General features: G+C 55.6%; 21 protein-coding genes. 14 read left to right on the forward strand and 7 right to left on the reverse strand.

Annotation, left to right across the window (positions count from 1 at the left end):
• The first annotated feature begins 13 nt into the window (after nt 1-13).
• From J7416_RS13205 to J7416_RS13220, 4 genes are read left to right on the forward strand one after another with little or no spacing between them, the layout of a single operon-like run.
• On the forward strand, nt 14-970 hold the full coding sequence (locus J7416_RS13205) for a branched-chain amino acid ABC transporter permease (RefSeq protein ID WP_209225278.1): 957 nt from the start codon (nt 14-16) through the stop codon (nt 968-970).
• A complete protein-coding gene (locus J7416_RS13210; RefSeq protein ID WP_209225280.1) occupies nt 967-2253 on the forward strand; it encodes a branched-chain amino acid ABC transporter permease in 1287 nt (428 codons plus the stop codon). Before J7416_RS13205 ends, J7416_RS13210 begins: the two co-directional genes overlap by 4 nt.
• Complete coding sequence (locus tag J7416_RS13215; protein ID WP_209225282.1) at nt 2250-3014, forward strand: ABC transporter ATP-binding protein; 765 nt, start codon at nt 2250-2252, stop codon at nt 3012-3014. Before J7416_RS13210 ends, J7416_RS13215 begins: the two co-directional genes overlap by 4 nt.
• Complete coding sequence (locus J7416_RS13220; protein ID WP_209225284.1) at nt 3014-3715, forward strand: ABC transporter ATP-binding protein; 702 nt, start codon at nt 3014-3016, stop codon at nt 3713-3715. The genes J7416_RS13215 and J7416_RS13220 overlap by 1 nt, the downstream gene beginning before the upstream one ends.
• A 63-nt stretch (nt 3716-3778) precedes the next feature.
• Here the strand turns inward: J7416_RS13220 and J7416_RS13225 are convergent, their stop codons facing one another.
• Nucleotides 3779-5218: a coniferyl aldehyde dehydrogenase gene (locus J7416_RS13225; RefSeq protein WP_209225286.1), complete on the reverse strand. Its 1440-nt coding sequence runs from the start codon at nt 5216-5218 to the stop codon at nt 3779-3781.
• Between the two features lie 175 nt (nt 5219-5393).
• Here J7416_RS13225 and J7416_RS13230 point away from each other — a divergent pair, with 175 nt between their 5' ends.
• Together J7416_RS13230 and J7416_RS13235 are read left to right on the forward strand one after the other, a co-directional pair.
• Entirely contained in the window at nt 5394-5891 is a 498-nt protein-coding gene (locus J7416_RS13230) for a flavin reductase family protein (protein ID WP_209225289.1), read from the forward strand.
• 136 nt (nt 5892-6027) lie between these two features.
• Entirely contained in the window at nt 6028-7575 is a 1548-nt protein-coding gene (locus J7416_RS13235) for an AMP-binding protein (protein WP_209225291.1), read from the forward strand.
• A gap of 557 nt (nt 7576-8132) precedes the next feature.
• Here J7416_RS13235 and J7416_RS13240 read toward each other — a convergent pair.
• A complete protein-coding gene (locus J7416_RS13240) occupies nt 8133-9044 on the reverse strand; it encodes a LysR substrate-binding domain-containing protein (protein WP_209225293.1) in 912 nt (303 codons plus the stop codon).
• Between the two features lie 88 nt (nt 9045-9132).
• A complete protein-coding gene (locus J7416_RS13245; protein WP_209225295.1) occupies nt 9133-10314 on the reverse strand; it encodes a patatin-like phospholipase family protein in 1182 nt (393 codons plus the stop codon).
• A gap of 325 nt (nt 10315-10639) precedes the next feature.
• Here J7416_RS13245 and J7416_RS13250 point away from each other — a divergent pair, with 325 nt between their 5' ends.
• From J7416_RS13250 to J7416_RS13260, 3 genes are all read left to right on the forward strand, one after another.
• On the forward strand, nt 10640-11791 hold the full coding sequence (locus J7416_RS13250; protein WP_209225297.1) for an aromatic ring-hydroxylating dioxygenase subunit alpha: 1152 nt from the start codon (nt 10640-10642) through the stop codon (nt 11789-11791).
• Nucleotides 11788-12663, forward strand: a complete 876-nt coding sequence (locus tag J7416_RS13255) for an ABC transporter six-transmembrane domain-containing protein (RefSeq protein WP_209225299.1) — start codon at nt 11788-11790, stop codon at nt 12661-12663. Before J7416_RS13250 ends, J7416_RS13255 begins: the two co-directional genes overlap by 4 nt.
• 84 nt (nt 12664-12747) lie before the next feature.
• Entirely contained in the window at nt 12748-13809 is a 1062-nt protein-coding gene (locus tag J7416_RS13260) for a ferredoxin--NADP reductase (RefSeq protein ID WP_209225301.1), read from the forward strand.
• 9 nt (nt 13810-13818) lie between these two features.
• On the opposite strand, the gene J7416_RS13265 is transcribed toward J7416_RS13260, so the two are convergent.
• The 4 genes from J7416_RS13265 to J7416_RS13280 all read right to left on the reverse strand — a co-directional run bounded on the left by J7416_RS13265 (nt 13819) and on the right by J7416_RS13280 (nt 19957).
• Nucleotides 13819-14409: a TetR/AcrR family transcriptional regulator gene (locus tag J7416_RS13265; RefSeq protein ID WP_209225303.1), complete on the reverse strand. Its 591-nt coding sequence runs from the start codon at nt 14407-14409 to the stop codon at nt 13819-13821.
• Between the two features lie 197 nt (nt 14410-14606).
• Complete coding sequence (locus J7416_RS13270; protein ID WP_209225305.1) at nt 14607-16025, reverse strand: MFS transporter; 1419 nt, start codon at nt 16023-16025, stop codon at nt 14607-14609.
• Between the two features lie 552 nt (nt 16026-16577).
• Nucleotides 16578-17585: an NADP-dependent oxidoreductase gene (locus J7416_RS13275; RefSeq protein WP_209225307.1), complete on the reverse strand. Its 1008-nt coding sequence runs from the start codon at nt 17583-17585 to the stop codon at nt 16578-16580.
• A gap of 11 nt (nt 17586-17596) precedes the next feature.
• The gene (locus J7416_RS13280; protein ID WP_209225309.1) at nt 17597-19957 is read right to left on the reverse strand and encodes a fatty acid cis/trans isomerase; all 2361 of its coding nucleotides are present in this window, start codon (nt 19955-19957) and stop codon (nt 17597-17599) included.
• Nucleotides 19958-20169: 212 nt separating this feature from the next.
• Here J7416_RS13280 and J7416_RS13285 point away from each other — a divergent pair, with 212 nt between their 5' ends.
• The 5 genes from J7416_RS13285 to sulP all read left to right on the forward strand — a co-directional run bounded on the left by J7416_RS13285 (nt 20170) and on the right by sulP (nt 25520).
• On the forward strand, nt 20170-20844 hold the full coding sequence (locus J7416_RS13285) for a Crp/Fnr family transcriptional regulator (protein WP_209225311.1): 675 nt from the start codon (nt 20170-20172) through the stop codon (nt 20842-20844).
• A gap of 86 nt (nt 20845-20930) precedes the next feature.
• Nucleotides 20931-21143, forward strand: coding sequence for a DUF2892 domain-containing protein (locus J7416_RS13290; protein WP_348540271.1), 213 nt, complete (start codon nt 20931-20933; stop codon nt 21141-21143).
• 47 nt (nt 21144-21190) lie between these two features.
• Entirely contained in the window at nt 21191-22075 is an 885-nt protein-coding gene (locus J7416_RS13295; protein WP_209225313.1) for an MBL fold metallo-hydrolase, read from the forward strand.
• A gap of 17 nt (nt 22076-22092) precedes the next feature.
• Entirely contained in the window at nt 22093-23772 is a 1680-nt protein-coding gene (locus tag J7416_RS13300) for a bifunctional protein tyrosine phosphatase family protein/NAD(P)/FAD-dependent oxidoreductase (protein WP_209225314.1), read from the forward strand.
• Nucleotides 23773-23774: 2 nt separating this feature from the next.
• A complete protein-coding gene (gene sulP, locus J7416_RS13305) occupies nt 23775-25520 on the forward strand; it encodes a sulfate permease (RefSeq protein WP_209225316.1) in 1746 nt (581 codons plus the stop codon).
• Nucleotides 25521-25568 lie beyond the last annotated feature (48 nt).

Below are 25568 nucleotides of genomic sequence, written 5' to 3' on the forward strand. Positions count from 1 at the left end.
CAGGGAGACAACTATGGCGCTGTTCCTCGTGAACGTGTTGGATGGGTTCGTCACCGGATTGCTGCTGTTCATGTTGTGCAGCGGTCTGACACTGATCTTTTCCATGATGGGCGTTCTGAACTTTGCCCATGCCAGTTTTTATATGCTGGGTGCTTACTTCGCCTATCAGATCAGCCTTGTTACAGGTTTCTGGGCGGGTTTGCTCATCGCGCCGCTTATTGTCGGGGTTATCGGAGCGCTGGTCGAGCGATACGGGTTGAGGCGTGTCCATAAATACGGCCACGTACCTGAACTGATCTTTACCTTTGGGCTGGCCTTGCTGATCGAAGAGACAATTCAGTTCTTCTGGGGCAAAAGCCAGCTGCCTTTCTCAGAGCCCGCAGCGCTTGATTTCGCGGCTTTTTCCATCGCTGGAAACGCCTTTCCTGCATACAAGGTTTTCATGATCGCGGTGGCCATGGGGATCTTCTTGACCTTGCTGTACATCCTGACCAAGACCCGCATCGGCATGACCATCCAGGCTGCGCTCAGCTATCCTGAGACCGTCCAGAACCTGGGCCATAACGTCCCGTTGGTCTTTATGTGTGTCTTCGGCGTCGGCACAGCGATGGCTGGCCTAGCCGGTGTGATCGCAGGTCCGGTGCTTGGGGTTTTCCCGGGTATGGCCGTGCAGCTAGGTTCGATTGTTTTCGTGACCATCGTTATCGGTGGGCTGGGGTCTCTCTGGGGGGCGCTTGTTGCCTCACTGATCATTGGTTGGATGCAGACCTTCGCCACCGCGTATAACGTGACGGCCGAACAGGTGCTGACCGCCATGGGCTTTACCAAGCCTGAACTGATCTGGGATCACCCGCTACAGGATCTGTGGACGCTGACCCTGCCGCAGCTGGGCCCGATCCTGCCTTATCTGTTGATGATCATCGTGCTCGTCCTGCGCCCGCAGGGACTGATGGGGAACCGTGAGTCATGAGTATTGCAAGCAAGACGCGTTTGACAGCGGGAACGGCACGGCTGATTACGCTTTCCAGCACGATGCCGTGGGCTTTTGCCATGCTGTTTCTGCTGTGCCTGCCATTTGTGTTTCAGACCAGTTCAGCGCTGACAATCATGAACCAGATGGCGATCACCATCGTCTTTGCGCTCAGCTACAACATGCTTCTGGGGCAGGGCGGGATGCTGTCTTTCGGCCACGCGGTTTATATGGGGCTGGGCGGGTTCTTTGCCATGCACGTCATGAACATGGTCGAGGATGGCCTTTGGCTGCCCCTGCCGCTGTTGCCGATTGTCGGCGGCCTGTTTGGTTTGCTGTTTGCGTTCATCATCGGCAGCTTTTCAACGCGGCGGGCGGGCACAGTGTTTGCGATGATCTCGCTGGGCGTCGGAGAGCTAATCGCGGCCTGCTCTGTTATCCTAGTCGTGTTCTTTGGAGGCGAAGAAGGGATTTCGGGCGACCGCACAATGGGGCCGCCGGTTTTCGGCTATGAGTTCCTGTCGCAGCAGGAAGTCTATTACCTGACGGTTTTTTGGCTGCTGCTGGCTACGCTGTTGATGTACCTGTTTTCGCGCACTCCGATTGGGCGAATTGCCAACGCGGTGCGCGATAACGAAGAACGGGCCGAGTTCCTGGGCTATTCCCAGCGCAACGTGCGTTGGATCTCCTTCTGTGCCTCGGGCTTTTTTGCGGGTGTCGCCGGATCTCTGTTCGCGATCAACTTTGAAATCCTGACCGAAGAAAACCTGAACCTCGCAACCTCGGGGTCGATCCTGCTGGTGACATTCATCGGAGGAGTCGGGTTCTTTGTGGGGCCAATTATTGGAGCCATCGTTTTTACCTTTCTGCAAACGGTTTTGGGTCTGCATACCGAACTTTGGGCGCTGTATCTCGGCATCCTGTTCGTTGGCTGTGTTATGTTCTTTCCGTCAGGGTTTGCCGGGTTGATCGCGATGCACCGCCGCCCGCTTGCCTTGGGTAAACTGAACCTGCTGTTCAAACCCTATCTCAAGGTCGCGCTCCCAGCGATCACCAGCGTTTTGTCACTGGCTGCGATACTGGAGATTCTCTTCCACAAGCGTCATGGGTACGGCGGCGATCATGAAATGGTGCTGTATGGCATCTCGTTTGACAGCACGGGCTACCACGCGCTGGTCATGGCGGCAGCGATTGCAGCGGTCTCACTCTTCCTTGTGTTCCGCCTATTGCCGGAAATCCGCGCGGCCTGGGACAATGCGAACCATGCGGAGGCCCAGGCATGAGCGTTCCTGCCATCGAGCTGAGAAACCTTGAGAAAAGCTTTGGTCTGGCCAAGATCATCCAAGGTGTGAACCTGCAGATTGCCAAAGGTGAACGCCATGCGGTCATTGGGCCGAACGGGGCCGGAAAATCGACCCTGTTCAACCTGATCACAGGTCGTTTCGCACCAACTTCGGGCGGCGTGTTTCTGCATGGCGAAGACGTCACTGGCATGAAGCCGTTCGAGATCAATCGACGCGGGCTGAGCCGGTCGTTCCAGATCACCAATATTTTCCCCAACATGACCGTGTTCGAGAACATTCGCTGCGGTTTGTTGTGGACGATGGGATATCGATACTCGTTCTGGCACATGATCGGACGGCAACAGGACGTGACCGAGAAGGCCGAGGAAATTCTGGCGCAGATCAATCTGACGCAACGCCGGAATGAACTGGCGGGGACGCTGGCCTATGCCGAGCAGCGCGCGCTTGAGATCGGAATCACGATCGCAGGCGGGGCCGACATCATCCTGCTGGACGAGCCCTGCGCCGGGATGAGCCATTCGGAAACCGACCTGATCGTGGACCTGATCCGCAACGTGACCGAGGACAAGACGCTGTTGATCGTAGAACATGACATGGGTGTGATCTTTGACCTGGCCGACAAGATCTCGGTCCTTGTTTATGGCGAAGTGATCGAATCCAGCACGCCGGACGTCGTGCGTGCCTCGGCAAAAGTGAAAGAAGCCTATTTGGGCGCAAGTTTGGAAGAGGAGGCGGTGTGATGCTTCAGGTCACCGACTTGCACGCCTACTACGGCAAAAGCCACATCCTTCAGGGCGTAAACCTTGAGGTGGGTGAGGGTGAGATTGTCTCGCTGCTGGGTCGCAACGGGGTGGGTCGATCCACCACCTGCAAGGCTATTATGGGCGAGGTCGCGCCGCATGGTTCGATCCAGTTCCGGGGCAAGGAAATCGCAGGGCGCAAGAGCTTTGAGATTGCTAAATCCGGTATCGGCTATGTGCCCGAGAACCGGGATATCTTTCCAGGTCTCACGACCCGGCAGAACCTGATGCTGGGCCTGAAGCCCGGTCAAAAGGATGGTGACGGGCGTTGGTGCATGGAAGATATGTTTGAGATGTTCCCGAACCTGCGCAATCGCGCAGACGTGGACGCTTCGGTCATGTCAGGCGGCGAAAAGCAGATGCTGACCATCTGTCGCGCGCTAATGGGTGACCCGGATTTCATCATGATCGACGAACCGACCGAGGGTCTGGCCCCCAAGATCGTCGAGCAGGTCGGCGACTTGCTGCTGCAGATCGCCGAGCGTGGTGTGTCAATTCTATTGGTTGAACAAAAGCTGACCATTGCCTTGCGGGTGACGCATCGGGTTTACGTTATGGGTCATGGCCACATGGTTTACGAGGGGACGCCCCAAGAGCTTAAGGAAAACGCAGCCATCCGTCAGGAATGGCTTGAGGTCTGACGATCCGCTTTCACCAATGAAAGAGGGAGCGCCCGAGAGCTCCCTCTTTTGTTTTCGACAGGCTTACTTTTTCAGGAAAGGACCCATAGTCTTAAAGAACTTCTCGCCATAGGGCGGGCGCACGGCCTTGAAGAAACCGTCCATGTTGATCTGCTTATAAACCGCTTTTGCATGGCTGAACCGCTTGAAGCCGTGCTCGCCGTGGTACGAGCCTATACCACTGGCGCCGACGCCGCCAAAGGGCAGGGACATTTGGGTCATGTGCATAATCGTGTCGTTCACCGTGGCTCCGCCTGAGATGGTGTCTTCCATCACTTTTTCCTGCTCGGCCTTGTCCTTGGCGAACACATAGGTCGCCAATGGGCGCGGGCGGGCATTGGCGAAGGCAATCGCATCGTCCAGCGAGTCATAGGGCATTATCGCGAGGATCGGGCCGAAGATTTCGTTCTGCATCAGTTCAAGATCTGGGTCCGCATCGATGACTAAAGTGGGAGGCAGAATTTTCTCATTCGAGGCCGAGAGGTCCTCGTTCGCGGGGTTCACTTCGACAATGCGTGCGCCTGCTGATCGTGCCTGATCTACCAAACCCTTCAGGCGATCGAATTGACGGTCTGTCACAATATGGGTGACGTCAGGGTTGCCAGAGAGGGTGGGGAAATACTCGGCAAACTTATCGGCCAGCGCAGTTGCAAAGTCTTCCATCTTTGCGCGCGGAACGAATACGTAGTCAGGTGCAAGGCAGACCTGACCGGCGTTGAAAATCTTGCCTGCAGCAATCCGGGCAACGGCAAGGTTCATATCGGCACTAGGGGCGACAATGGCTGGGTTCTTTCCTCCCAGTTCCAGTGTCGTCGGAACCATGTTATCGGCGGCGGCGCGCAGGATGTGCGGGGCGATGCTGGTGGCGCCCGTGAACAGTAAGTGGTCGAACGGCAAGCTGGTAAAGGCCTGCCCGACCTCGATCCCGCCGGTGGAGACGGTCACCTCATGTGGCGCGAACTTGGCTTCAAGCAGATTTTTCATCAGCTCTGAGGTGCGTGGCGTGAACTCTGATGGTTTCATCATTACCGAGTTGCCGGCGGCTATGGCTTCGGCCATTGGTCCGACGGACAGGATGATGGGAAAGTTCCACGGGCTGACGATCCCGATCACGCCCAGTGGTTGATACTGAATACGGGCGCGGGCACCAAACAATCCCAGCGGAAACTCTGGCTTTGCCTTTTCGGGGCGCATCCAGCGATCAAGGTTCTTGCGTGCATACTTGATCTCTTTCAGTGTTCCGACGATATCGGCTGCAATGGTCTCGTGGCGCGATCGGTTGCCAAAGTCAGCCGAGATCGCGTCAACGATTGCATCCTGATTGTCCACCATCAGATCGATCAGACGCGTCAGACGATCCTTTCGCTCTGCAGCGCTTGGCGCGCCATGGGCGGCATGATGGGCCTTTTGCATATCCAGAAGGTTCGAAAGTGTCTCGAATGACTGGGGATTTTGCTGGTTCACTGTGTGTCTCCTGCGGTCAAAACCGCCTTCCTGTTGATCGGTTTGCCTTCTTTGTTTCCTTGGCTTCAAGTGTGAAGACATTTTTTTCCATGTTTGCTGGCGGTGAAGTCTGCATTGACAATCGCTCTGCAACGTGGAAGGTAAGTGATCGTTCACTAATTAGCAAGAGCACAGTATGACCCTGACCACAGAAGACAGGTTCAAGACCGGCATGCAGTTGCTTGCTGCCTCGACAACGATCATCACCTCCGAATTCGAAGGCGCGCGTGCCGGTATGGCGGCGACGGCTGTTTGTTCGCTGACGGCGGATCCACCCGCACTGCTTGTATGCATAAACCGTACGGCGCGTACCTATGGCTATGTGATGGACAGTCGCCGATTTGCCGTGAACCTCGTGCCTGATGATTTGACGGAGGTCGTCGGAGCGTTCTCGTCGAAAATGGACAAGGAACAACAGTTCCAAGTCGCAGGAACCTGGATCAAAGGAGACTTGGACATCCCTGTCCTGCAAGAGGCGGTCGTGTCCTTCGAATGCGTTGTCGACAATTGGGCCAACACAAAAACCCACGCCGTCTTTTTTGGTATGGTCAAACAGGTTCACCTTAATCCTGAAAAATCCGCGCTGATCTATGGGCGCAAAGGGTTTCACAAGCTTACTCCGCTAGACGCGTGACGCTGATTTCGGGTGCCCGAAGCTGTCAGGGGCGGCCAATGCAAGAACCGAATTTTGCACGTCTTTAGGCCCTGAACGATAGCTTGCTGGCGATAGATCATTAACAAGAGAAACGACCTCCAGGGAGGAGAAATCAATGCCAACCCTTGGCCACCTTATCGATCGGAACGCCGACCGTTTTGGCGATCTGGATGCATATGTGGAACTGGACCGCCGTCGCAGCTGGCGCGATCTGGGTGCGCGTACCGATGCGCTGGCGTATGCGTTGCGCGGGCTGAGCATCCGTAAGGGCGATCGCGTAGGTGTTATCCTTTCCGACTGCATTGAAGTGGTCGAGACGATCGGGGCCTGCGCTAAGGCAGGAGCAATCCGGGTGGGTCTCAATTATCGTCTGGCACCCCGTGAAATAGGTGAGTTGATAGATGATTCCGGGACGGACGTTCTGTTCGTTCAGGACACAAAGATTGCCATTGCCCAAGAGGCGCTGACGTTCAGCACGCGCCAGCCCAAGTTGATCGGCATCGGAACGCATGAGCTTGAGTTGGATTTCGAAATACTGATTTCGACCGAGCTTGCCCGTGGCGCATTTGCACACACGCCGCATGAACAGTTGATGATTTGCTACACGACGGGTTCGACGGGGCTGCCGAAAGGCGCAATTTATCCGCACGAATTGATGATGGATTCGATGGCGGCTGTGGCTTTGGCAGAAGGGGCGGGTCCTGATGACGTATGGCTGCATGCCATGCCAGCGTCAGGTGTTCCGATCATGCATTTGTTGCGCAACCTGTTCCACGGCACCAAATGCGCGATCATTGGTGAGTGGAATGCCGAGACAGCATTGACATTGATTGACCGCGAACAGGCCACAATCTGCGTTTTGGTTCCGACAATGTTGAATGATCTGTTGTCATCGGGCCTGATCACGAAATTTAATTGTTCGTCCATTCGTCAGCTGGGGTATGGGTCTGCACCGATCCCACCGGCGACGGTGCGGGATGCGCTCAAGGCATTTGGATGTGAATTCCTGCAGATGTTCGGAACGACCGAACTGATGGGCATGGGCATGATGCTGACGGCAACCGATCACGAACGCGCGCTGAAAGACGGCCACAATTGTCTCGAAAGCGCGGGGCGGCCGTTGTACTACGTGGATGTCCGCGCCGTGGATGACGAGGGCAACGATCTGCCCGACGGAGAGGCGGGCGAATTGTTGATCCATTCGCCCTACGTGATTCCGGGCTATTGGAACCAGGCTGTGGAGTATTCGGAAACGGTACGCGACGGTTGGCTGCACACAGGGGACATTGCCGTGATCGACGCCGAGGGTTTTGTTCATCTGAAGGACCGTGCCAAGTTCCGCATCAAGTCCGGCGGTTACAATGTCTTTCCGGTGGAAGTCGAGAACTGCCTGGCCGAGCATGATGCCGTGGATGAAGTCAGCGTCGTCGGCCTGCCTGACCCGAAATGGGGCGACCGTATTCATGCGGTTGTCACGTTGAGCGCGGGATCGGTGGTGACCGGTGCGGAATTGCGTGAATACTGCCGGGGTAAGATCGCCAACTTCAAGATTCCGAAAGAGATCGAGATTTGGGAGGCCTTGCCCAAAGGACCGACCGGCAAGATCCAAAAACGTGAAGTTATCGACATTTGCAGCCGAACGAGCCAAAGCGGCGCAGCCTGATTGGTCTTTTGGCCCGGCCTTCTGTTGCCGGGTCAAAAGCTTTATTCAAAAAGTGCTTTGATCAAGAGCATGTGCCAACGCCCCTGGATGACGACCTCAACCTTCCATGCGGCGCATAACGGATCGCTGAAAGGATGTCAGCGGAGACCCGGCCCTTTGGCCGGGTGCTATTTTCCTTTTTGTCGATGTCGGGGAAGCATGGTTTTTTTAACGGAATCTCTCGCAGCGCGCCGTCCGGGCCAAAGGTCCAAGAATGGTAATGGAAAAGAATGGTCTTTCCGGTGTTGCCGCAGCCGCGGTGATATTGTCACCGGCGTTGGCGACTTTGGCTTCGGGCATTCGTTTCTGGGTTGCGACCTCTGGTATCTGGCTGGGATTTTGCGGTTTCGCGTCTCGCAATTGACTGGATGCAAATTTAATTGATACAAAATACCAATGAAATGAGCGTGCGCGTCACAAGTAAAACTGACATTCGGTCCATTGCGCCAGGGCACCGAACTCTGTCACCAGATTGGCTCAGTTGGAAAGTTGAGGCTCAGACGTTTACTGCAGCGGAGTCAGCGCGGCAGTCCCTCTTCGGGTTGGGCCTGAGTGGCCAGCCAATGCCGAAAGCTGCGCAAGGACGGATCGTCCGACTTGGTTTTTGGCCAAACCAGATAATAGGCGCCCATCATCTCGACCGCATCGGGAAAGGCTGCAATAAGTTTGCCGGTCGCCAGATCCTGTTCAATCAAATAGTTCGGCAGCAGCGCGACACCCAAACCATGCACCGCAGCCTGATTGATCGTGGTGTATTGGTCGTAAATCGTGCCCTGCAACGCCTCGGGATGGGGGGTTCCCATATGATCGAACCAATCCTGCCAGGCGCGCGGACGGGTTTGAATATGCAGCAAGGGGAGCTTCAGCAGGTCGCCAGGCGATTCCGGTGTTCCATTTGGCAGCAATGACGGTGCGCAAACTGGCAAAACGCTTTCGGCCCGAAGTAATAGCCGGTCTGTACCTGGCCAGTCCGGCTCACCAAAGTGTAGCGCTGCGTCAAAAGGTTCGTTCGTGAAACTGAAGGGGCGCAGGCGTGTGGACATATTGATCGTGATGTCCGGGTGTAGACGGGCGAACTCGGGCAGTCTGGGCACCAGCCATCGCATCCCAAATGTCGGCAGTATGGCGAGGTTCAGCGTACCACCGGCCGGTGCCACATGCAGCTTCAAGGAAGCCTGAGCAATCTGGTTCAACCCTTGACGGACCTCGGCCACATAATCTTGTGCCACCGGTGTCAGCAGCAGCCTCTTGCGATCGCGGCGGATCAGGTCGACGCCCAACTGGGCTTCTAGTGCCTGTAATTGTCGGCTTACTGCGCTTTGGGTCAGGGCAAGCTCGTCGGCGACCGCGGATGCCGAGCCCAGCCTGTCTAACGCTTCCAGCGCGCGAAGGGACGAGATTGAGGGGAAAAGGCGGCGAGGCGTTACCATCTATGCGATCTGCTCATGATTTTGGCCATCACTTTGCAGTTATTTGCGTTTTGTTCAAACACCAAATTATTCGCCAACGCCGTCGTGCTCAATACTCCCAGTCTTGCGCGTCATAAAACCATCCGTCCTTTTGCTGTCCGACCCAATATCCGACAGCGAAGAGTTCGGTCATGTATTCGGGGTCAAAGGGTTCGTCCGGCTTTGTTTGGAACTCTTTGGGGATGTACGTGATGTTTGCCTGAAATCCGTCTCGGTTTGCCAAAGCCAGAATGCTTTCAATGTTGCCCAGGCTTTGAGAGCGGATCAGCATTTCGAACGCGCGGCTTGCCACCGCTGTGGCATTTCCGGGCAACGGATCGAAGGTTGGTTCCAGTTTTTTGTTGTGGATCAGCCAGATGCGGTTCTTCTGGTTGCTTAGCCCTGCTTCGCGCAGCAGTTGGCGCATTTGTAAGTCATGCGGGTAGGCGAAAATCTCACGCGTTAGCCCGCCATCCACATGCAATTCTTCGCGCTGTACCTCGCCATTTGTGACGTCAATTGGCACGGGTTGAAATACGACAGGTATCGAGGCCGATGCCAGAATGACTTCCCGGATCAGATCCCGCGCTTTCGGTGTGTCGGATTGGGCGATCGCCCCGATGTTCCAAAGCACAGGTCGCTCGGCGTCGATATTGGTGGTTCCGATTAACAACTGGCGACCTTGTCTGTGCTGCTCTGCGATCTTTCTGATCAGATCATCCGTCAGTTCTTGACGGATTGCCTCTTGCAGCGGGGTCGCCCTCGTCAGAAAGCCGCGCCCAAAGATCGCGCCCGTCAGGTCCAGCCGGACGACGTCTCGCGTTGCCGTTTCGGTGTAGAACCGTTGTAAGCGGTCGTCATAGTCCGAGCCGAGAAAGGCAAAGGGTGCGATCAGCGCGCCGGTTGAGATACCAGTGACCACATCAAAGGACGGGCGCGTACCTATATCGCTCCACCCGTTAAGGACTCCGGCGCCATACGCCCCGTGTTGACCACCGTCCGACAGGGCGAGAATGTTAAGGCCGCGGCCTTTGGGAACCTGCGCCAGCGTTTTACGCGTTTCTTTGTTCAGTGAGGCCAACCGCTCGCGGTTGTCATCTTCAAAATACCGGCTTTCCGGTCGGGCACCGACTGGCTGAAAGGTTTCATAGTTTTCGGCCGTAGGTGTAAGGTTCGTCCGGTCATAGCTGGCGGCACAGGCGGTCAGAACCAGTGCGAGCGTAACAGACACGAAAATCTTGAACGAGGGCATAGCTGCGATCCGTATCGAAAGAGTTGCGGCTCTTTATCTGCACCCGAGCCACGTGTTGAGTCAGGATTGCCAGATCGCGAAGACCTATGATCGAAACCCCGGATCATGCGCAAGATGACACCGACGTGTGGTGACTGGCTTTGCAATCAAGCGCCGAGATGGCACAGGTTTCAGGAGGCAAAAACTGTCACTATTGACAGTTCCATTCTGTTTACCTATCTCGCTTCGAGGCATCGTTGCGGCCCAGCTTGTGCAAAAGACTGCATCTGGCGTCAAATTGATCAGTTTGCCAACCGTAAGTTCTACGGCCCAAGGAGGGGATAGCATGCCACAAATGTACCATGAGCTTCCCGTAGAAGCGTACACTTCGCAGGAATGGTTCGACCGCGAGCAGCGCGATATTTTTTCGAAAACCTGGCGTTTTGCGGGCTTTATGGAAGATGTGCCCGAACCCGGCCACTATATTTCGGTTCAGGCGGGGCTGAACAATCTGTTCATCGTGATGGGCCGTGATCGCAGGTTGCGGGCGTTTCACAATATTTGCCGGCATCGGGGCACACAATTGATCCGGGCTGTGGGCAAGACACAAAAGGCGCTGACCTGCCCGTATCATGACTGGACCTATGACCTTGAAGGCAACTTGGTCTCGGTACCGGATGAAGATCGCGAATACGGCTCGGTCGATAAGTCCTGTCTTGGTCTGAAACCGGCCTCGGTCGACATCTGGAAGGGCATGCTGTTTGTGCATCCTGACCCCAACGCAGGGTCGATCATGAAATGGTACGGCGATGTTGATGACAAGGTTGGCCCACATGTGCCCGAAGAGTTGATGGAACATGATGGCACTTCGAACACGTATGAGATCAAGGCAAACTGGAAGATCGTCATCGAGAATTATATTGATGTCTATCACCTGAGCCACCTGCATTCGAACACGTTGCAGATGTATGACCACGCCAAGGCCCAGTATGGCTGGTATGGGCCGCATTACATCTTTTGGGAACCGCCGGTCGAAGAGTTCGCAAAAGATCAGAACAAAAAGCTGCAGATGCCGCGGGTCGTGCCCGAAGATCAGAACGGAGCTTGGGTGCCGATGCTGTTTCCAGGGGTTGGAATCGGCGCGTCCGAAGACGTATGGAACGTTTTCATCGTCACGCCACTGGCGCCGGACAGAACGCGGATTCTGAACCGGACCCGCGTGGCCAATGCCTCAACCTGGGAGTTTACGCGACAAGCAAGCCGCTCGGCCTCCTTCTGGAACGGCTTCGAGATCAAAGGAAAATACGAGGGCGACGACGCCCATGACGAAAACGATCCGATGGCGTCTGGGGATTTTACGCAAGAAGACATCTATGCCTGCGAACAACAGCAAAAATCCCTGACCTCGCCCTATTTCGAGGTCGGTCCGGCCTCTGTGGGTGAAAGCCCCGTGGTGGAGCATCAAAGGGTGGTGCGCGATTGGTTGCAGGAAAAATGATTGGACCGAAAGACCGACTGTCCATAGCGACCTTGTTGCGGGTTTTCCGAGCCAAGATCGCGATGACCTGGGGCCTGACGCTTGTGGAAACGGCGTTGTTTGCCATGCTCCCGCTGCTGATCGGCTATTCGATCGATGGTTTGTCGAGTGGTGACTACACGTCGTTCGTCCATTTCGGAATCGCCATGGCACTGCTGTTGGTGGTCGGGATTGTGCGGCGTGTGTATGACACACGGGCGTACGGTACGATCCGGGTCAAACTGGGTGAGGCGCAGGCCAAGAGGGGTGCGTCCCTGGAGGTTTCGGTTCTGAACGCTCGTGTTCTTATGGGGCGGGAGTTGGTCGACTTTCTCGAAGGCGAAGCTCCGGAGTCGATGGGGGCGGCGGTACAGGTCGTTGTCTCAGTCGGTATCCTTCTGTCGTTCCACGGGGCGCTGGCAACGGCAGCGGGTACCGCCGCAGTCCTTATTTTGATCATCTTCGGTCTGTTTTCGCGTCGTTTCTTCCGTTTGAACGGGTTGCTCAACCAGCAGTCCGAGCGACAGGTGACGGCGTTGCAAGGTATGGACCTGAAGAAGATCGGCCAGCACTTTCTGAGACTGCGTTCGCACGAAGTTCGGCTGTCGGACGCTGAGGCGTTTGTGTACGGCGCGATTTTTGCCGTCTTGCTTAGTATGCTGGCCTTCAATCTTTGGTTCGCGGCAACACAAAGCGGCGCGACGGCAGGTCAAATTTTCTCGGTCGTTACCTATTCGTTTGAATTCGTACAATCAGTCGTCGTTTTGCCCATGGTTTTGCAAAGCCTCGCGCGCTTGTCCGAAATAACCGAGCGGATCAATGCTCCTGCAACAAAAGACGCTGCCAATGCTTGAAATGCCTGTCTCAAACATGCGTTGCAAATTAGATAACGTCACACATCATGCCCCATCTCTAGGCTCGAAATCTGGAGGCCCCCAATGACCAGAGACTTCCATCCGCTGACGGTGCGTGACGTTCGTGAGGAAATCGGCGGACAGGCCAAGTCCGTTATGTTCGACGTTCCGCCCCATTTGACGCAGGCCTTTGCGTGGCGAGCTGGACAGCATGTCACACTGCGCTTTCAGATCAAGGGCGAAGAGGTGCGCAGAAGCTACTCTATCTCTTCTTCGCCTGTGTCGGGTGATCCCCTGCGCATCACCGTCAAACGGGTGAAGAAAGGGTTGGTCAGCAACCACATCAATGACACGGTGCAGCCTGGCGATGTGATTTATGTGATGCCCCCGTTTGGCAGCTTTTGTCTGGACACGGACCCGACGGAGCGGCGTACGCATTACTTTCTTGGTGCGGGGAGCGGGATCACACCTCTGCACTCTATGCTTCAATCGGTTCTGTTGGCGGAACCGTGGTCTTTTGTGCATCTGGTCTATGGCAATGCAAACGCGGATAGTATCCTGTTCAAAGACGCGTTCGCGGAATACCAAGAGGGCTTCGCTGGTCGTCTTACCGTGCAGCACGTGCTGTCCAAGCCCTCGATGTGGTCCAGCTTCGACTACTGGCGACGGGGCAACATCGACAAGGACGCGGTTCAGGCATTCCTGGCCGAAAATCCGCCATATGCCCAAAATGCGCAGTACTACATCTGCGGCCCCGGAGGTATGAATGGGTCGGTGAAAGAGGCGTTGATGTTGTTGGACGTGCCTGCGAACCGGATCCATTTGGAAAGCTATAGTGGCGCGCCGGTCGCGGATGACGGCATCAAGGGTGTTAATGCAGTTGTGGACATTACCCTGAACGGCCAGCGGCAGTCCGTTGAGATAACGTCTGGACAAACGATTTTGCAAGCAGCCCAAAAGGCAGGGCTGGAACCTCCTTACTCGTGCCAGTCCGGTGTCTGCGGAGCGTGTCGTTGCAAGTTGAAGAAAGGTTCAGTTCATATGCGCGCACGAACTGCCTTGGATGACGCCGAAATCGCCAAAGGGGCTGTTCTGTCTTGTCAGGCTGTTGCTACTGCGGAAAAGGTGGCCGTCACCTACGATTGATCCACGTTTTCAGGGTTTGGATTCCAGGGTTTCCGCCAACTTCAGTGCGGCAAAGTAGGACGAATAAGCCCATGTCTTTGGGGGTTTAAGCGGAATGAACGCGTCCGTCGTGATGTACAGGTTAACGATGCCGTGGGCGACGATTTCACATGCCTGCCTGTCCGCTTTGGGGTGCGACGCAAAAACGATGTCCATAGCAACTTTGTAAAAAACGTCCATCGAATCCAGCAAAGGCTGGCGCAGTTCCGGATAAATCTCGACTGAATTGACCAGAGACTGGTAGCAGATGTTGATCCGTGGATCCAACTCACCTTCTGAATTGAACAGCGCTTCGATCAAACTCCTGACGCCGGGATGATCGGCCAGCGCCAGACGTAGCGCCTCACTTTGAGTGGTTAGCGTTTCGGCAATGTGGTTCCCAAGGGCCAGAACCATGGCTTTGCGGTTGCCAAGGTGGTGCCGGATCAGTGGTCGTTTCAGCCCGGCTGCAGCGGCGATATGTTCCAGCGTTGCCCCTTCAACGCCGTATGACACCACGCACGTCATGAACGCGTCCAGGACTTCTTTCTTCCGTTGATCTTGTACCGAAGGTCGACCCATGCGAATACTCTACTAGTTCTCAATTTCTTCAGGGTACCTTGTATTTGATAGATTGTCAATATGGACAATCTATATTGGTCTTTTGACGTTTGCGCTGATCAAATGACCTATAGCGTGATTGTCGTTCGATAATCCAGTCGGTTCGAAAGAGCGATACGTGTCGCCCGCGCGCCTGTCAGGCTGCACGAGCATTTGTTTCACTTCTGCAAGGCCAGCAGTTCGTCGAACTGGGCTTTATCCAACCGATAGAACATCAGTGCGATGACCGAGGCCATATACACCACAAGCGTCAGGCAGGCGTAGTTCCAGCCAAGGGCCCGCGTGACCTCGGCGGTCAGGTTTGATTGGTCCGGAGATTCCGGGAAGCCGACAAAAGCCAAAAATAGACCTGATGTCGCCAATCCGCCTGCGGTTCCGGCTTTGAGCACGAATGTGATGACCGAGGTAATGATCCCTTCGTTCTGAAAGCCGTTTTGGCTCATGCCCAGCTCGACAACGTCAGCGGTCATCGAGGTCAAAAGGGCTGTCGTCCAGACGATCAGGGTAATTTGCAAAATGCCGTGCGCGAAGAGCAGCCAGATCAAAAGCTCGGTTCCATTCGCAGGAAAAAACCCGATGTCGCGGAGCAGATAGGGTGCAGCGCCGACCACGGCCGAAAGGATCGACAGAACAATCGCGCTGGTCTTTTTGTCGCCGGATCGGGAAATCATCCTGATCGTTACGCCTCCGACGATCGCCCCGATCAGGTTGGCAACTAGGATCAACGAGATCTGATCGTTGTTCAACTCCCAGAAGAACGACGTCAGATAGGTCCACAGCGCAGCACCGATCCCAGCTCCCACAGCATAGATGGCCGAGCTGACGAAAATCGCTCGAAGGGCGGGAAGTTTGAAGGCAGAAATGGATTGTTTGAAGAACCCGGATGCGCTGTAGGTCGCGTCATGAGAGATATCCGTCATCCGATCCTGCCAGCGGCGCGTGCCCAGTGCAGTGATGGCGATGGCCAGGGCTAAAATAATAGCGCCAACGAGCCCGGCCTCTTGATACCCAGCTTGATTGAGGATGCCGTAGGGCATTGTATCCGTAGGCACGAGCCAGATCACATACATGGCGATGACCATAATCTGACCTGCGATCCAGCCGATCGAAACCTTCAGCCCCGACAACGTGGTCCGCCCGCCATAATCCTTGGTCAATTCCGGCACCATTGCGTTATGCGGCACGTCATACAGGGTCATTGCTGTGCGTAGCAAGATCGTGGTGATCAGCAGGAACCAGAACTGCTGCGTCTGGGTTGTCAGCGTCTCAGGCGGGTTCCAGATGAACCAGTACAGAAAGGCGATCGGGATAATCGCCAGGTAAATGAACGGGTGCCTTTTGCCACTGCGCGAACGTGTATTGTCCGATAGGTACCCGACCAGCGGGTCTGAAACAGCGTCAAATATTAGAGCGACCGACAGGGCAAACCCAACGACTTCTGCGGGCAGCCCGATAACCAGGTTGTAGTAGATCAGTAGGAAAAAGCTGAGCCCGTTCGTCAATATGCCATTGGCAACGCCGCCTAACCCGTAGAATAGCTGCATACGTGTCGACGGACTGTCGGTCCTGGTGTTCATATGTGTCCTCCCGTTATCCGAAGTCCTTTTTTGTTTGGGATCTCCGGATTGCGCTGGCGCGTTTCTTCGCGGCCTCTGTGCGCAGCCCACGGCACTTGTTTTGTTGTCAGTTTGAGTGCTCGTGGAAGGTGAGCCTGGTCGGAATAAGCCTGAGCCGGGCGCGCATTTGGTGAATTTTCTTGCTTTAGGTTTTGATCCGTCACTGCAGTGTCGGTTGATTGAGTGAGGTGAGCGTCCCTTTTTCGTATGCAGTTACGTCCGGAATGGATTTGGGTATTCTGGATCGCACGAAACTTGCACATTTATTGTCTATAATGACAATATTAGTCACATGAAGCCTGTACTATTTCAATACATTTGTGTTTTAGGCGCATCAAATGTTTCAAAGCACTACAAACCTGATCGAAATTATATGAGAAATGAAGTTGTGTTTGCCCCATCAGCCCAGCAAGACAAAGCCGGCATGGACAGACAAGGCCTGTGCCGGAAAGCAATTCCTGGTTTAATTGTCACATGCGAAAGCCTCGGCGCAGAACACTGCCGCGGTGTGACTTAGTCCACGCGGATCAACAGCTTGCCGGTATTTTCTCCGCGATAAAGCATCGCGATCGCGTCTGGCGCGGCATCTGCTCCGTTCAGGATGTGCTCATTGGCTGACAACTGGCCAGAGCGGACCCAATCCGCCAAATTCGCAATCGCTTCGGGAAACTGCGGTCTATAGTCAAAAGCAATAAAGCCTTGCATGCGGGCCCGAGCGACCAATAGTTGTCGGTGCACCCGGGGGCCCAACGGGATCGGGTCCCAATCGGCCAGCGCAGCTGTGCCACAGATTGCAATGCGTGCGCCCTGCGCCAGATTCGCCATAACCGCGTCCGAGATCGGCCCACAGGTGTTGTCGAAATAGCAATCGACCCCATCCGGGCAGGTGGTTCGAATGGCTTGGGCGACGTCCTGTTCTTTGTAGTTGATGGTCGCGTCATATCCGAACTTGTCTGCGCACAATTCCATCTTTTGTGTGCTGGAGGTAATGCCGACTGTCCGGCACCCTACTACTTTGGCGATCTGCCCAACCGCAGATCCAACGGCTCCGGCGGCGGTTGAGACTACAACAGTGTCGCCTGCCTTGGCCTGGCATATGTCGAGCAGGCCAAAATAGGCGGTTACGCCGTTCAGGCCCAAAATCCCCAGTGACATAGAGGGTGACAGATCCGTTTCGGTTACTTTTCTGTCGATATTCGATCCATCTGATACCGCATAGCGGCTCCAGCCTAGCATGCCTGAAACGAGCTCACCTTCCGCATAATCGGGGTTCCGTGACGCGACGACCTCACCCACCGCAAACCCACGCATGGGTGCGCCGATTTCGACCGGGGGCAGATAGTTGGGCGCATCATTGGCCCATCCCCTTTGCGCCGGATCAGCCGACCAAAAAGAGGTTTTGACCAATACTGATCCGTCCGGCAGTTCTGGCACAGGGTGATCTTGAACGGTGAAGTGTTCGGCTTGAGGGATACCTTTAGGGCGGCTGGACAGGATTACGCTGCGGTTGGTCAGTGTCATGACTGTTTCTCTCAATTGTTGTCCGGGTTGCCGTCGGGGCGGGGGTCTTTGTATCGGTTCAGATCCAACACACCGGCTTGAACGGGGTTGTTTGCTAAAAACATGGCCATAACCTGATCGCTTGTCTGCCAAAATTCAGGGCTTGTTCGGCGCAGGCCATATGTCTCGGCGAATTTTACCCAATCCACCTGTGAACGCACTTCTTTGGCAGCATTCACAAAAGGGTCCAGCTGATCCTGCCGGATCTTGAAGAAAAAATTCGGATAGCTTCCGACTATCCCTGGAAGGATTGACAGAACGTCTGCCTGTGGGTCCCGGCGATCTTCCTCATTGAACAAAAAGGCCACGTTGTAGTGGGCCTTGTCGTGGATCAAAGTGTAAAGCGTTGGCGGCTCATCCTCAGTTTCGACCAATAGAATCGAGGCATCCGGAAAAAACTGGACCCACTCACCAGTTTGATTTGCCAACGCGCGCAGTCTGGTCGGATCGTCATCAGAACAGGCGGGTTTTTTGCATCTGTTGATCGGATCGTTAATCGCCCACAGCCCGTTGCCGCGATTTAGCAACTCAAGAAGGAACTCCTGTTTGGGTGTGTCAGTTTCAAACTGGATGCCGGTTGGAAAGCTTGGGTCGACATAACGGCGGTGCCAATAGGTGTGCAGTTCGGCAAGGGTACCTTGATACCAGGTTTCATGCAGTGTTGGACGGACGTCAGGGGGCATAAAGAACAGAAACGTATCCTCGCTCTCCATTCTCAACTCGTCCATGTACAGCCGGGTCGAAAGCTGGTGCTCAACCCGGCCGAATACATCGTAGCCAGCGACCAGATCGTAATAGATGCGTTCAAAAACCGGAAAGTCGATGACCCAGGCGGTTTCGGGAATTCCGCCGTGGAACCCGGTCATGGCCGAGGCATTGTCGAAATGGCGAAAAACAGTAATCAGTGCTTGCGGATTGGTGCCGTCGCCGTCCCAGATGGCATCATAGCTGAACCCGGTCTCATGAACGGCGCTTTCGCGATACCGGGTCTCTCGAAATTCCAAGTATTTGACCTGATTTTCGTGCGACAAGCCTTGCAGGTCCCCCAAGACTCGACCATCCAGAGCTCCGACGGGCAGTTCCAGAAAGGCCGCGCTATCGGCGAGAAAGCTTGGGTCCGTAACGGACAGATCTGCGTCGGGATCCAGGAAACTGACCCAGAACCGGTCTTCGATCACATCAACAGCCGTTTCACCGTGACAGACCGGGCCTCGAATGAAGCTGCGCACAAAGAACAGAGCATCATCCAGCAGAAACTGGTAACGGCTGCGGGCCGGGATTTCTGCGAAGGTACTGAACGGGTTGCCGCCCTCATCCTCGCCATAGGACGGCAGGTTTTCCACGGTCCAAGTCGGGTCTAGGAACAGTTGGTGATAGCGCGCCATGCGTTCTGGGCCGAACGGGTAGACCAGGTGATCCTTGTGCACGATCGTTTCGTTAAACGGCTCAATCCGATAATAGAACGGTGCGGAACCGGGATCGTCGAACGGGCGTCGTGTGGCGATGATGTCTATCTCGGACCCAGGGGGGGTTGCAGATCGGACCAGCTGAAAAAACTGTCGCGGGTCTGTGCCCGGAAAGTGCAACCGGGCCAAAAACAGATGTTCGTAGATGTAACGGCTCATCAATTGGTTACGCGGGTCGGGCGAGTTCAAAAACTCTTCCCAAGATGCGATCTGCGCTTGGACCTCTTCCGATAATTCTGGCGTTGCCGCAGGCGTGGGGGCACCACTTTGCGCCCATGTCATCAACAGCTGATATTCGTTTTCGGAAAGCGGTGCGGCCGCATAGGGCATTCCCGCCTTGGGGTTCGACGCGCTGTATGTATCGAATTCCTGTGGCGTTGGGCAGGCCAACCGGCGATCCAGGGCGAGGCCAAGTTCCGGTGGGATCGGTACATTCGCAGCCAGCGGTTCTTGGCGCCCTAGGGTGAGGTAACGTTCCAGCAGCGACCCATCTTCATCCTTCTGATCGGACGACGGGAGAACCGAGAAAAACCCAAGCGCGCGCCACTCGGGAACAGTCTGTGCGTCAATGCCCAGCCGTGTCGGTTGTGCGTCGGTCAGTCGTTCGGTGTGATAGACCGCCTGCTTGCTGGCGCCACGCAGCAGGCCATCGGGCGACGTCAGTTTGAGCTGGCAGGGCGCATCATAGCAACTGTGACAGACCACGCAGCGATGGTTCAGGATGTCTTGGACATCTGCCCATGGGGCGCTTTGGTCCTCATCCGTGTTGGAATCCGACTGAGCAGCGGCTTGATCAAGAACCGGAAACCCAAACACGGCCACAAGGGCATAGGCCAAAAGACGCCTGTTTCGTAGTGTTCGCAGCATGGATGCCCCCTGATTTGGATGATCAGAAAACGCGCAACATCGCGTCCAGTTCAAAGCTATGTCCGGTTTATACTACTGATTTCAGAGCACTTGTCGCGCTGTGTTTTTTGCCGATACAGGCAGTGTGCGTTTGTCGCAGTGTCACATGCGATAAAATCGATGTATTGAGGTTCAAGTTCACCAGAAAACGTTTTGATCAGGGATTTCCGACTATGGACGCGTCATGGATTGATCGATTTAAAGGGCTCAGCCAGCTGCCACCTGACATCCGGGATGAGCTTGAAGCAGGCAGCCAGATCGTCAGCGTTTCGGCAGGCACGCAAGTTTTTGCGCCGGGGCAGACGGCGGACAACCTGCTGTTGCTGCTGGACGGGACAATCCGCGTTCAGCAAAAGTCGGAAACAGGGCGGGAAGTGTTTCTGTATCGCGTCCACGCAGGCGAAAGCTGTGTGCTGACCACGGCATGTATGCTGGCGTTCGAGGACTACTCGGCCGACGGGATTGCCGAAACGGATGTGCGCGCGGTAGCGATTCCGCGTACGACATTTGACGATCTGGTCGCAAAATCATCCGTTTTTCGCACATTCGTTTTCGCGGCCTATTCGCGCAGGATTTCGGATCTGTTTGCGCTGATTGATGACATCGTGTTTCGGCGCATGGATGTCCGGCTCGCGTCCCGTTTGCTGGAGCTGTCGGACGCGCACAGTGTTGTTCATGCGACCCATGCAGTGCTTGGCAATGAGCTCGGCACCGCGCGAGAGGTCGTTTCGCGCACGTTGTCGGAATTCCACCGCAGGGGTTGGATCGAACAGTCCCGTGGTGAAGTTCATCTGACGGATCGTGCGGCGCTCGAGCATATGGTCCGATCATCTGGCATGCATTTTTAAAAAAATCCGGGTTTGGTGACCAAGTCACCAAAGGTTGCAGGACCGTCATGGCAAGAACGCTTCATCGCATCTTGATGGAGTGAATCGTGACAACGAATATGGGAAAATTTGACCGGGCCGCGCGCATCGCTGTCGCGGGTGTTTTGGTGTTCCTGGCCTTCAGTAGTGGGCTTTTGGCATCGGGCTTATTGTTTTGGGTCGCGCTGGCCATCGCGGCGATTTTCACCCTGACTGCCCTGGTGGGCAATTGCCCGATCTACAGTGTGATTGGCCTGAAAACCTGCCGCAATTGTGGGTGACAGACCAGCGCTAGCGCCTTGGCCTGTAACTGGAGGAGACATTCGATATGACAGATTACCCCGTGAACCTTGAGACAAAGCCGGTCGTTCAGGCCTTTTTTGATGAGGCAACGAACACCATCAGCTATATTGTCAAGGACCCAACATCGCCCGCCTGTGCGATTGTTGATAGCGTCATGGATATCGACTATGCGGCCGGCCGTATCACATATGATCACGCGGATGAGCTGATCCGGCAGATACAGGACCAGGGCCTGAGGCTGGAGTGGATCATCGAAACCCATGTCCACGCCGACCACCTGTCTGCCGCTCCTTACATTCAGGAAAAGCTGGGTGGTAAAATTGGCATCGGGTCCAAGATCATGGTGGTGCAGGACACATTCGGTAAAGTGTTCAACGAAGGCACCGAGTTCCAGCGTGATGGGTCGCAGTTCGATGCCCTGTTCGACGATGGTGACACCTACATGGTCGGAAATATGCAGGCCTTTGCCATGTATACGCCCGGTCATACTCCGGCCTGTATGGTTCATGTGATGGGTGACGCGGCCTTTGTTGGGGATACGCTGTTCATGCCTGATGGCGGCTCTGCGCGTGCAGATTTCCCGGGGGGTGATGCGGGCACGCTGTATGACTCGATTCAAAAGGTTCTGGCCCTGCCGGACGAGACACGTTTGTTCATGTGTCATGACTATGGGCCCAATGGCCGCGACATTGCGTGGCAAACCACGGTAGCCGAGGAGAAGGCGCAAAACATCCATGTCGGCGGCGGCAAGACAAAGGAAGAGTTCGTCAAGTTCCGGACAGAACGTGACGCGGTTCTGGATATGCCCAAGCTCATTATCCCTTCGCTGCAGGTCAATATGCGCGCGGGCGAGGTGCCGACCGATGGTGACGGCAACCCGATGCTCAAAGTCCCAGTAAACACTCTTTGATCTCGGAGGGCAGAGATATGGATCTCAGGAAAATCACACCGCAATTCACGGTCAGCCCGCAGATTTCGATTGAGGATATTGCGGTTATAGCCGCCAACGGATACCGGGCCATACTTTGCAACCGTCCAGATGGAGAGGCCCCCGACCAGCCGTCTTTCGAAGAGATCGAGGCCGCAGCCAAAGCGGTCGGCCTCGAAGCGCGATATGTCCCTATCCAAAGCGGGATGGTGAAAGATGACGATGTGCATGCGTTCGGGGTTGCCCTGCAAGACTTGCCGAAACCAGTTCTGGCCTATTGCCGCACCGGTACACGGTCGGTCACCTTGTGGTCGTTCTTTGAGGCCCCGACGCGCCCTATGGCCGAAATCCTCTCGGCGACTGCGACGGCCGGGTACGACATGAAGGGGGTCGCGCGCCGGATTGCCAACGGGGGCAAGACGCCAACGGACACCGGTGACGCCCATTTCGACGTGGTCATTGTCGGCGGTGGTGCAGGCGGCATTTCGGTTGCCGCAAGTCTGAGATCGCGCAAACCTGACCTGAACATCGCAGTAATAGACCCGGCTGATATTCACTATTACCAACCGGGATGGACGATGGTAGGCGGCGGCATTTTTGATGCGCAAACCACCGCAAGAACCATGGGCAGCTTGATCCCAAAGGGAGTGCATTGGCTCAAGTCAGCAGTGGCGGCGTTCGAGCCCGAAAACAACGCGGTGATCCTGGATGGGTGCCGGGTTGTGAAGTATGACCGTCTGGTAGTCTGCCCGGGCCTCAAGCTGGATTGGGGTGCGGTCGAAGGGTTGGAGGAGACTCTGGGCCGAAACGGAGTCACCTCGAATTACCGCTACGATCTGGCACCCTATACTTGGCAATTGGTACAGCAGATGCAACGCGGTCGGGCCGTTTTTACCCAACCGCCGATGCCAATCAAATGCGCGGGCGCTCCGCAGAAGGCAATGTATCTGTCTGGTGATGCGTGGTTTCGCAGCGGAGCGCTAAAGGATATCGATATTCAGTTCATGAATGCGGGCGGGGTGCTGTTTGGCGTCAAGGACTATGTCCCTGCTCTTGAGGCTTATGTCGAAAAGTATGGGGCCGCGTTGAACTTCTTCCACAATCTGGTCGCAGTGGATGGGCCGGCCAAAACAGCCCGTTTCGAAATCGCCAAACCGGAAGCCGATAAGGAAAGTGTCGAGGTCGAGTTTGACATGATGCATGTCTGCCCACCCCAGACAGCGCCGGATTTCATCCGCGTATCGCCCTTGGCGGATGTGGCAGGATGGGTCGATGTGGATCAATCAACGCTGCGCCACAAAAGCTATGACAACATCTGGTCTCTGGGCGATGTCATGAACGCACCGAATGCCAAAACCGCCGCAGCGGCGCGGAAACAAGCTCCAACAGTGGCGGAAAATATCGCCGCTGATATCGAGGGGCGGTCTGCACTGGCACAATATGATGGGTATGGATCGTGCCCATTGACAGTCGAGCGCGGCAAGATCGTATTGGCCGAATTTGGCTATGGCGGAGCTTTGAAGCCCAGCTTCCCTTCTTTCCTGATCGATGGCACCAAACCCTCGCGCCTTGCATGGCTATTGAAGGAAAGACTGCTGCCGCCGATCTACTGGCAAGCAATGCTGCGCGGTAAAGAGTGGCTGGCCAAGCCCGAAAAGCTGACAGTAGCCGCGGACTGAACATGAACGCACCCCAAAAGGCATTGCGCCGCTATGTTCCCATTCTGGATTGGGGGCGGACCTACACAAAATCGGCTCTGTCGAACGACCTGATTGCCGCAGTGATCGTAACGATCATGTTGATCCCGCAATCGCTGGCTTATGCTTTGCTGGCAGGGCTGCCGCCAGAGGCGGGTCTTTACGCCTCGATCGTGCCGATCTTGTTGTATGCCATCTTTGGCACAAGTCGTTCCTTGGCCGTCGGTCCGGTCGCGGTTGTGTCATTGTTGACGGCATCGGCCGTAGGGCAGGTGGCCGAGCAGGGGACGGCAGGATATGCCGTGGCGGCTCTGACACTGGCATTCATGTCTGGTGGGTTTTTGATGCTGATGGGCGTCCTGCGCCTTGGGTTGCTTGCGAATTTCCTCAGCCATCCGGTGATCGCCGGGTTCATCACCGCATCGGGTATCCTCATCGCCACCAGTCAACTCAAGCACATTCTCGGGATCGATGCCCACGGGCACACGCTGCCCGAGATGGTGATGTCGATCCTGTCTCATTTGCCTCAGTTGAACTGGATTACGGTCACAATCGGCGTCTTTGCAACGATGTTCTTGTTTTGGGTTCGCGTGTCACTAAAACCCACGCTTCGTGCGCTGCGAGTGCCTGCGCTGCTCGCTGATGTTTTGACAAAGGCGGGGCCCGTTGCCGCTGTTGTCGCAACCACGGTTTGCGTCTGGGCTTTTGATCTGGCCGGACAGGGAGTCAAAATCGTGGGTTCCGTCCCGCAAAGCTTGCCGCCCCTGACGATGCCGGGATTTTCGCTGGATCTTGTGAACGCGCTGCTGGTGCCAGCCATCCTGATCTCGGTCATCGGTTTTGTCGAAAGCGTGTCGGTGGCGCAAACGCTGGCGGCCAAGAAACGTCAGAGAATTGATCCGGATCAGGAGTTGATTGGTCTGGGTGCTGCCAATCTTGGTGCGGCCTTTACCGGAGGGTATCCGGTGACCGGTGGCTTTGCGCGGTCTGTCGTGAACTTCGATGCGGGCGCCGAAACACCCGCGGCAGGCGCATTCACGGCGATTGGTTTGGCCATCGCGGCCATGGCGCTGACACCGCTGGTCTACTTCCTTCCCAATGCGACGCTGGCGGCAACAATCATTGTCGCCGTGCTGGGCCTTGTTGATCTGTCGATCCTGAAAAAGACCTGGGACTATTCGCGCGCCGACTTTGCCGCCGTCGCGGCAACGATCGTGCTGACCCTCGGGCTAGGGGTCGAAGTGGGTGTAGCTTCTGGTGTTGTACTGTCCGTCGTGCTGCATCTTTACAAGACATCAAAGCCGCATGTGGCCGAGGTTGGATTGGTGCCGGACACTCAGCATTTCCGCAATATCCTTCGTCATGATGTGTTGAGCGATCCAACTGTTGTGACACTGCGCGTTGACGAAAGTCTGTACTTTGTGAATGCGCGCTTTCTTGAGGATTTGGTGCAGAACCGCGTGACGGATGGCAGCACGGTTCGACATGTCGTTTTAATGTTCTCAGCTGTGAATGAGGTCGACTTTTCGGCCTTGGAAAGCCTCGAGACGATCAACCGCCGACTAGCCGATATGTGCATCGGGTTGCACCTGTCCGAGGTAAAAGGCCCTGTGATGGACCGACTAACGCGGTCGCACTTTCTTGAGGAACTGAACGGACACGTGTTCCTGTCGCAATATGATGCGTGGATCAGGCTTTCACCTTCCACCACGCCAGATGTTGCGGCATAACTCGGGGTCAAAAACGTCGTTGCAGGATGCCCAAGAGCGGATGGGTCC

Origin of the sequence: Ruegeria sp. R14_0, assembly GCF_017743975.1 — a bacterium.
In the GTDB taxonomy this organism is placed as follows: domain Bacteria; phylum Pseudomonadota; class Alphaproteobacteria; order Rhodobacterales; family Rhodobacteraceae; genus Ruegeria.

Bases quoted from the DNA above. Each gene is read 5' to 3' on its own strand.
- J7416_RS13250 (WP_209225297.1), top strand. From the start codon at position 10,640: ATGCCACAAATGTACCATGAGCTTCCCGTAGAAGCGTACACTTCGCAG.
- J7416_RS13255 (WP_209225299.1), top strand. From the start codon at position 11,788: ATGATTGGACCGAAAGACCGACTGTCCATAGCGACCTTGTTGCGGGTT.
- J7416_RS13230 (WP_209225289.1), top strand. From the start codon at position 5,394: ATGACCCTGACCACAGAAGACAGGTTCAAGACCGGCATGCAGTTGCTT.
- J7416_RS13220 (WP_209225284.1), top strand. From the start codon at position 3,014: ATGCTTCAGGTCACCGACTTGCACGCCTACTACGGCAAAAGCCACATC.
- J7416_RS13295 (WP_209225313.1), top strand. From the start codon at position 21,191: ATGACAGATTACCCCGTGAACCTTGAGACAAAGCCGGTCGTTCAGGCC.
- J7416_RS13265 (WP_209225303.1), bottom strand. From the start codon at position 14,409: ATGGGTCGACCTTCGGTACAAGATCAACGGAAGAAAGAAGTCCTGGAC.
- sulP (WP_209225316.1), top strand. From the start codon at position 23,775: ATGAACGCACCCCAAAAGGCATTGCGCCGCTATGTTCCCATTCTGGAT.
- J7416_RS13300 (WP_209225314.1), top strand. From the start codon at position 22,093: ATGGATCTCAGGAAAATCACACCGCAATTCACGGTCAGCCCGCAGATT.
- J7416_RS13210 (WP_209225280.1), top strand. From the start codon at position 967: ATGAGTATTGCAAGCAAGACGCGTTTGACAGCGGGAACGGCACGGCTG.
- J7416_RS13275 (WP_209225307.1), bottom strand. From the start codon at position 17,585: ATGACACTGACCAACCGCAGCGTAATCCTGTCCAGCCGCCCTAAAGGT.
- J7416_RS13245 (WP_209225295.1), bottom strand. From the start codon at position 10,314: ATGCCCTCGTTCAAGATTTTCGTGTCTGTTACGCTCGCACTGGTTCTG.
- J7416_RS13285 (WP_209225311.1), top strand. From the start codon at position 20,170: ATGGACGCGTCATGGATTGATCGATTTAAAGGGCTCAGCCAGCTGCCA.
- J7416_RS13240 (WP_209225293.1), bottom strand. From the start codon at position 9,044: ATGGTAACGCCTCGCCGCCTTTTCCCCTCAATCTCGTCCCTTCGCGCG.
- J7416_RS13215 (WP_209225282.1), top strand. From the start codon at position 2,250: ATGAGCGTTCCTGCCATCGAGCTGAGAAACCTTGAGAAAAGCTTTGGT.
- J7416_RS13235 (WP_209225291.1), top strand. From the start codon at position 6,028: ATGCCAACCCTTGGCCACCTTATCGATCGGAACGCCGACCGTTTTGGC.
- J7416_RS13270 (WP_209225305.1), bottom strand. From the start codon at position 16,025: ATGAACACCAGGACCGACAGTCCGTCGACACGTATGCAGCTATTCTAC.
- J7416_RS13205 (WP_209225278.1), top strand. From the start codon at position 14: ATGGCGCTGTTCCTCGTGAACGTGTTGGATGGGTTCGTCACCGGATTG.
- J7416_RS13260 (WP_209225301.1), top strand. From the start codon at position 12,748: ATGACCAGAGACTTCCATCCGCTGACGGTGCGTGACGTTCGTGAGGAA.
- J7416_RS13280 (WP_209225309.1), bottom strand. From the start codon at position 19,957: ATGCTGCGAACACTACGAAACAGGCGTCTTTTGGCCTATGCCCTTGTG.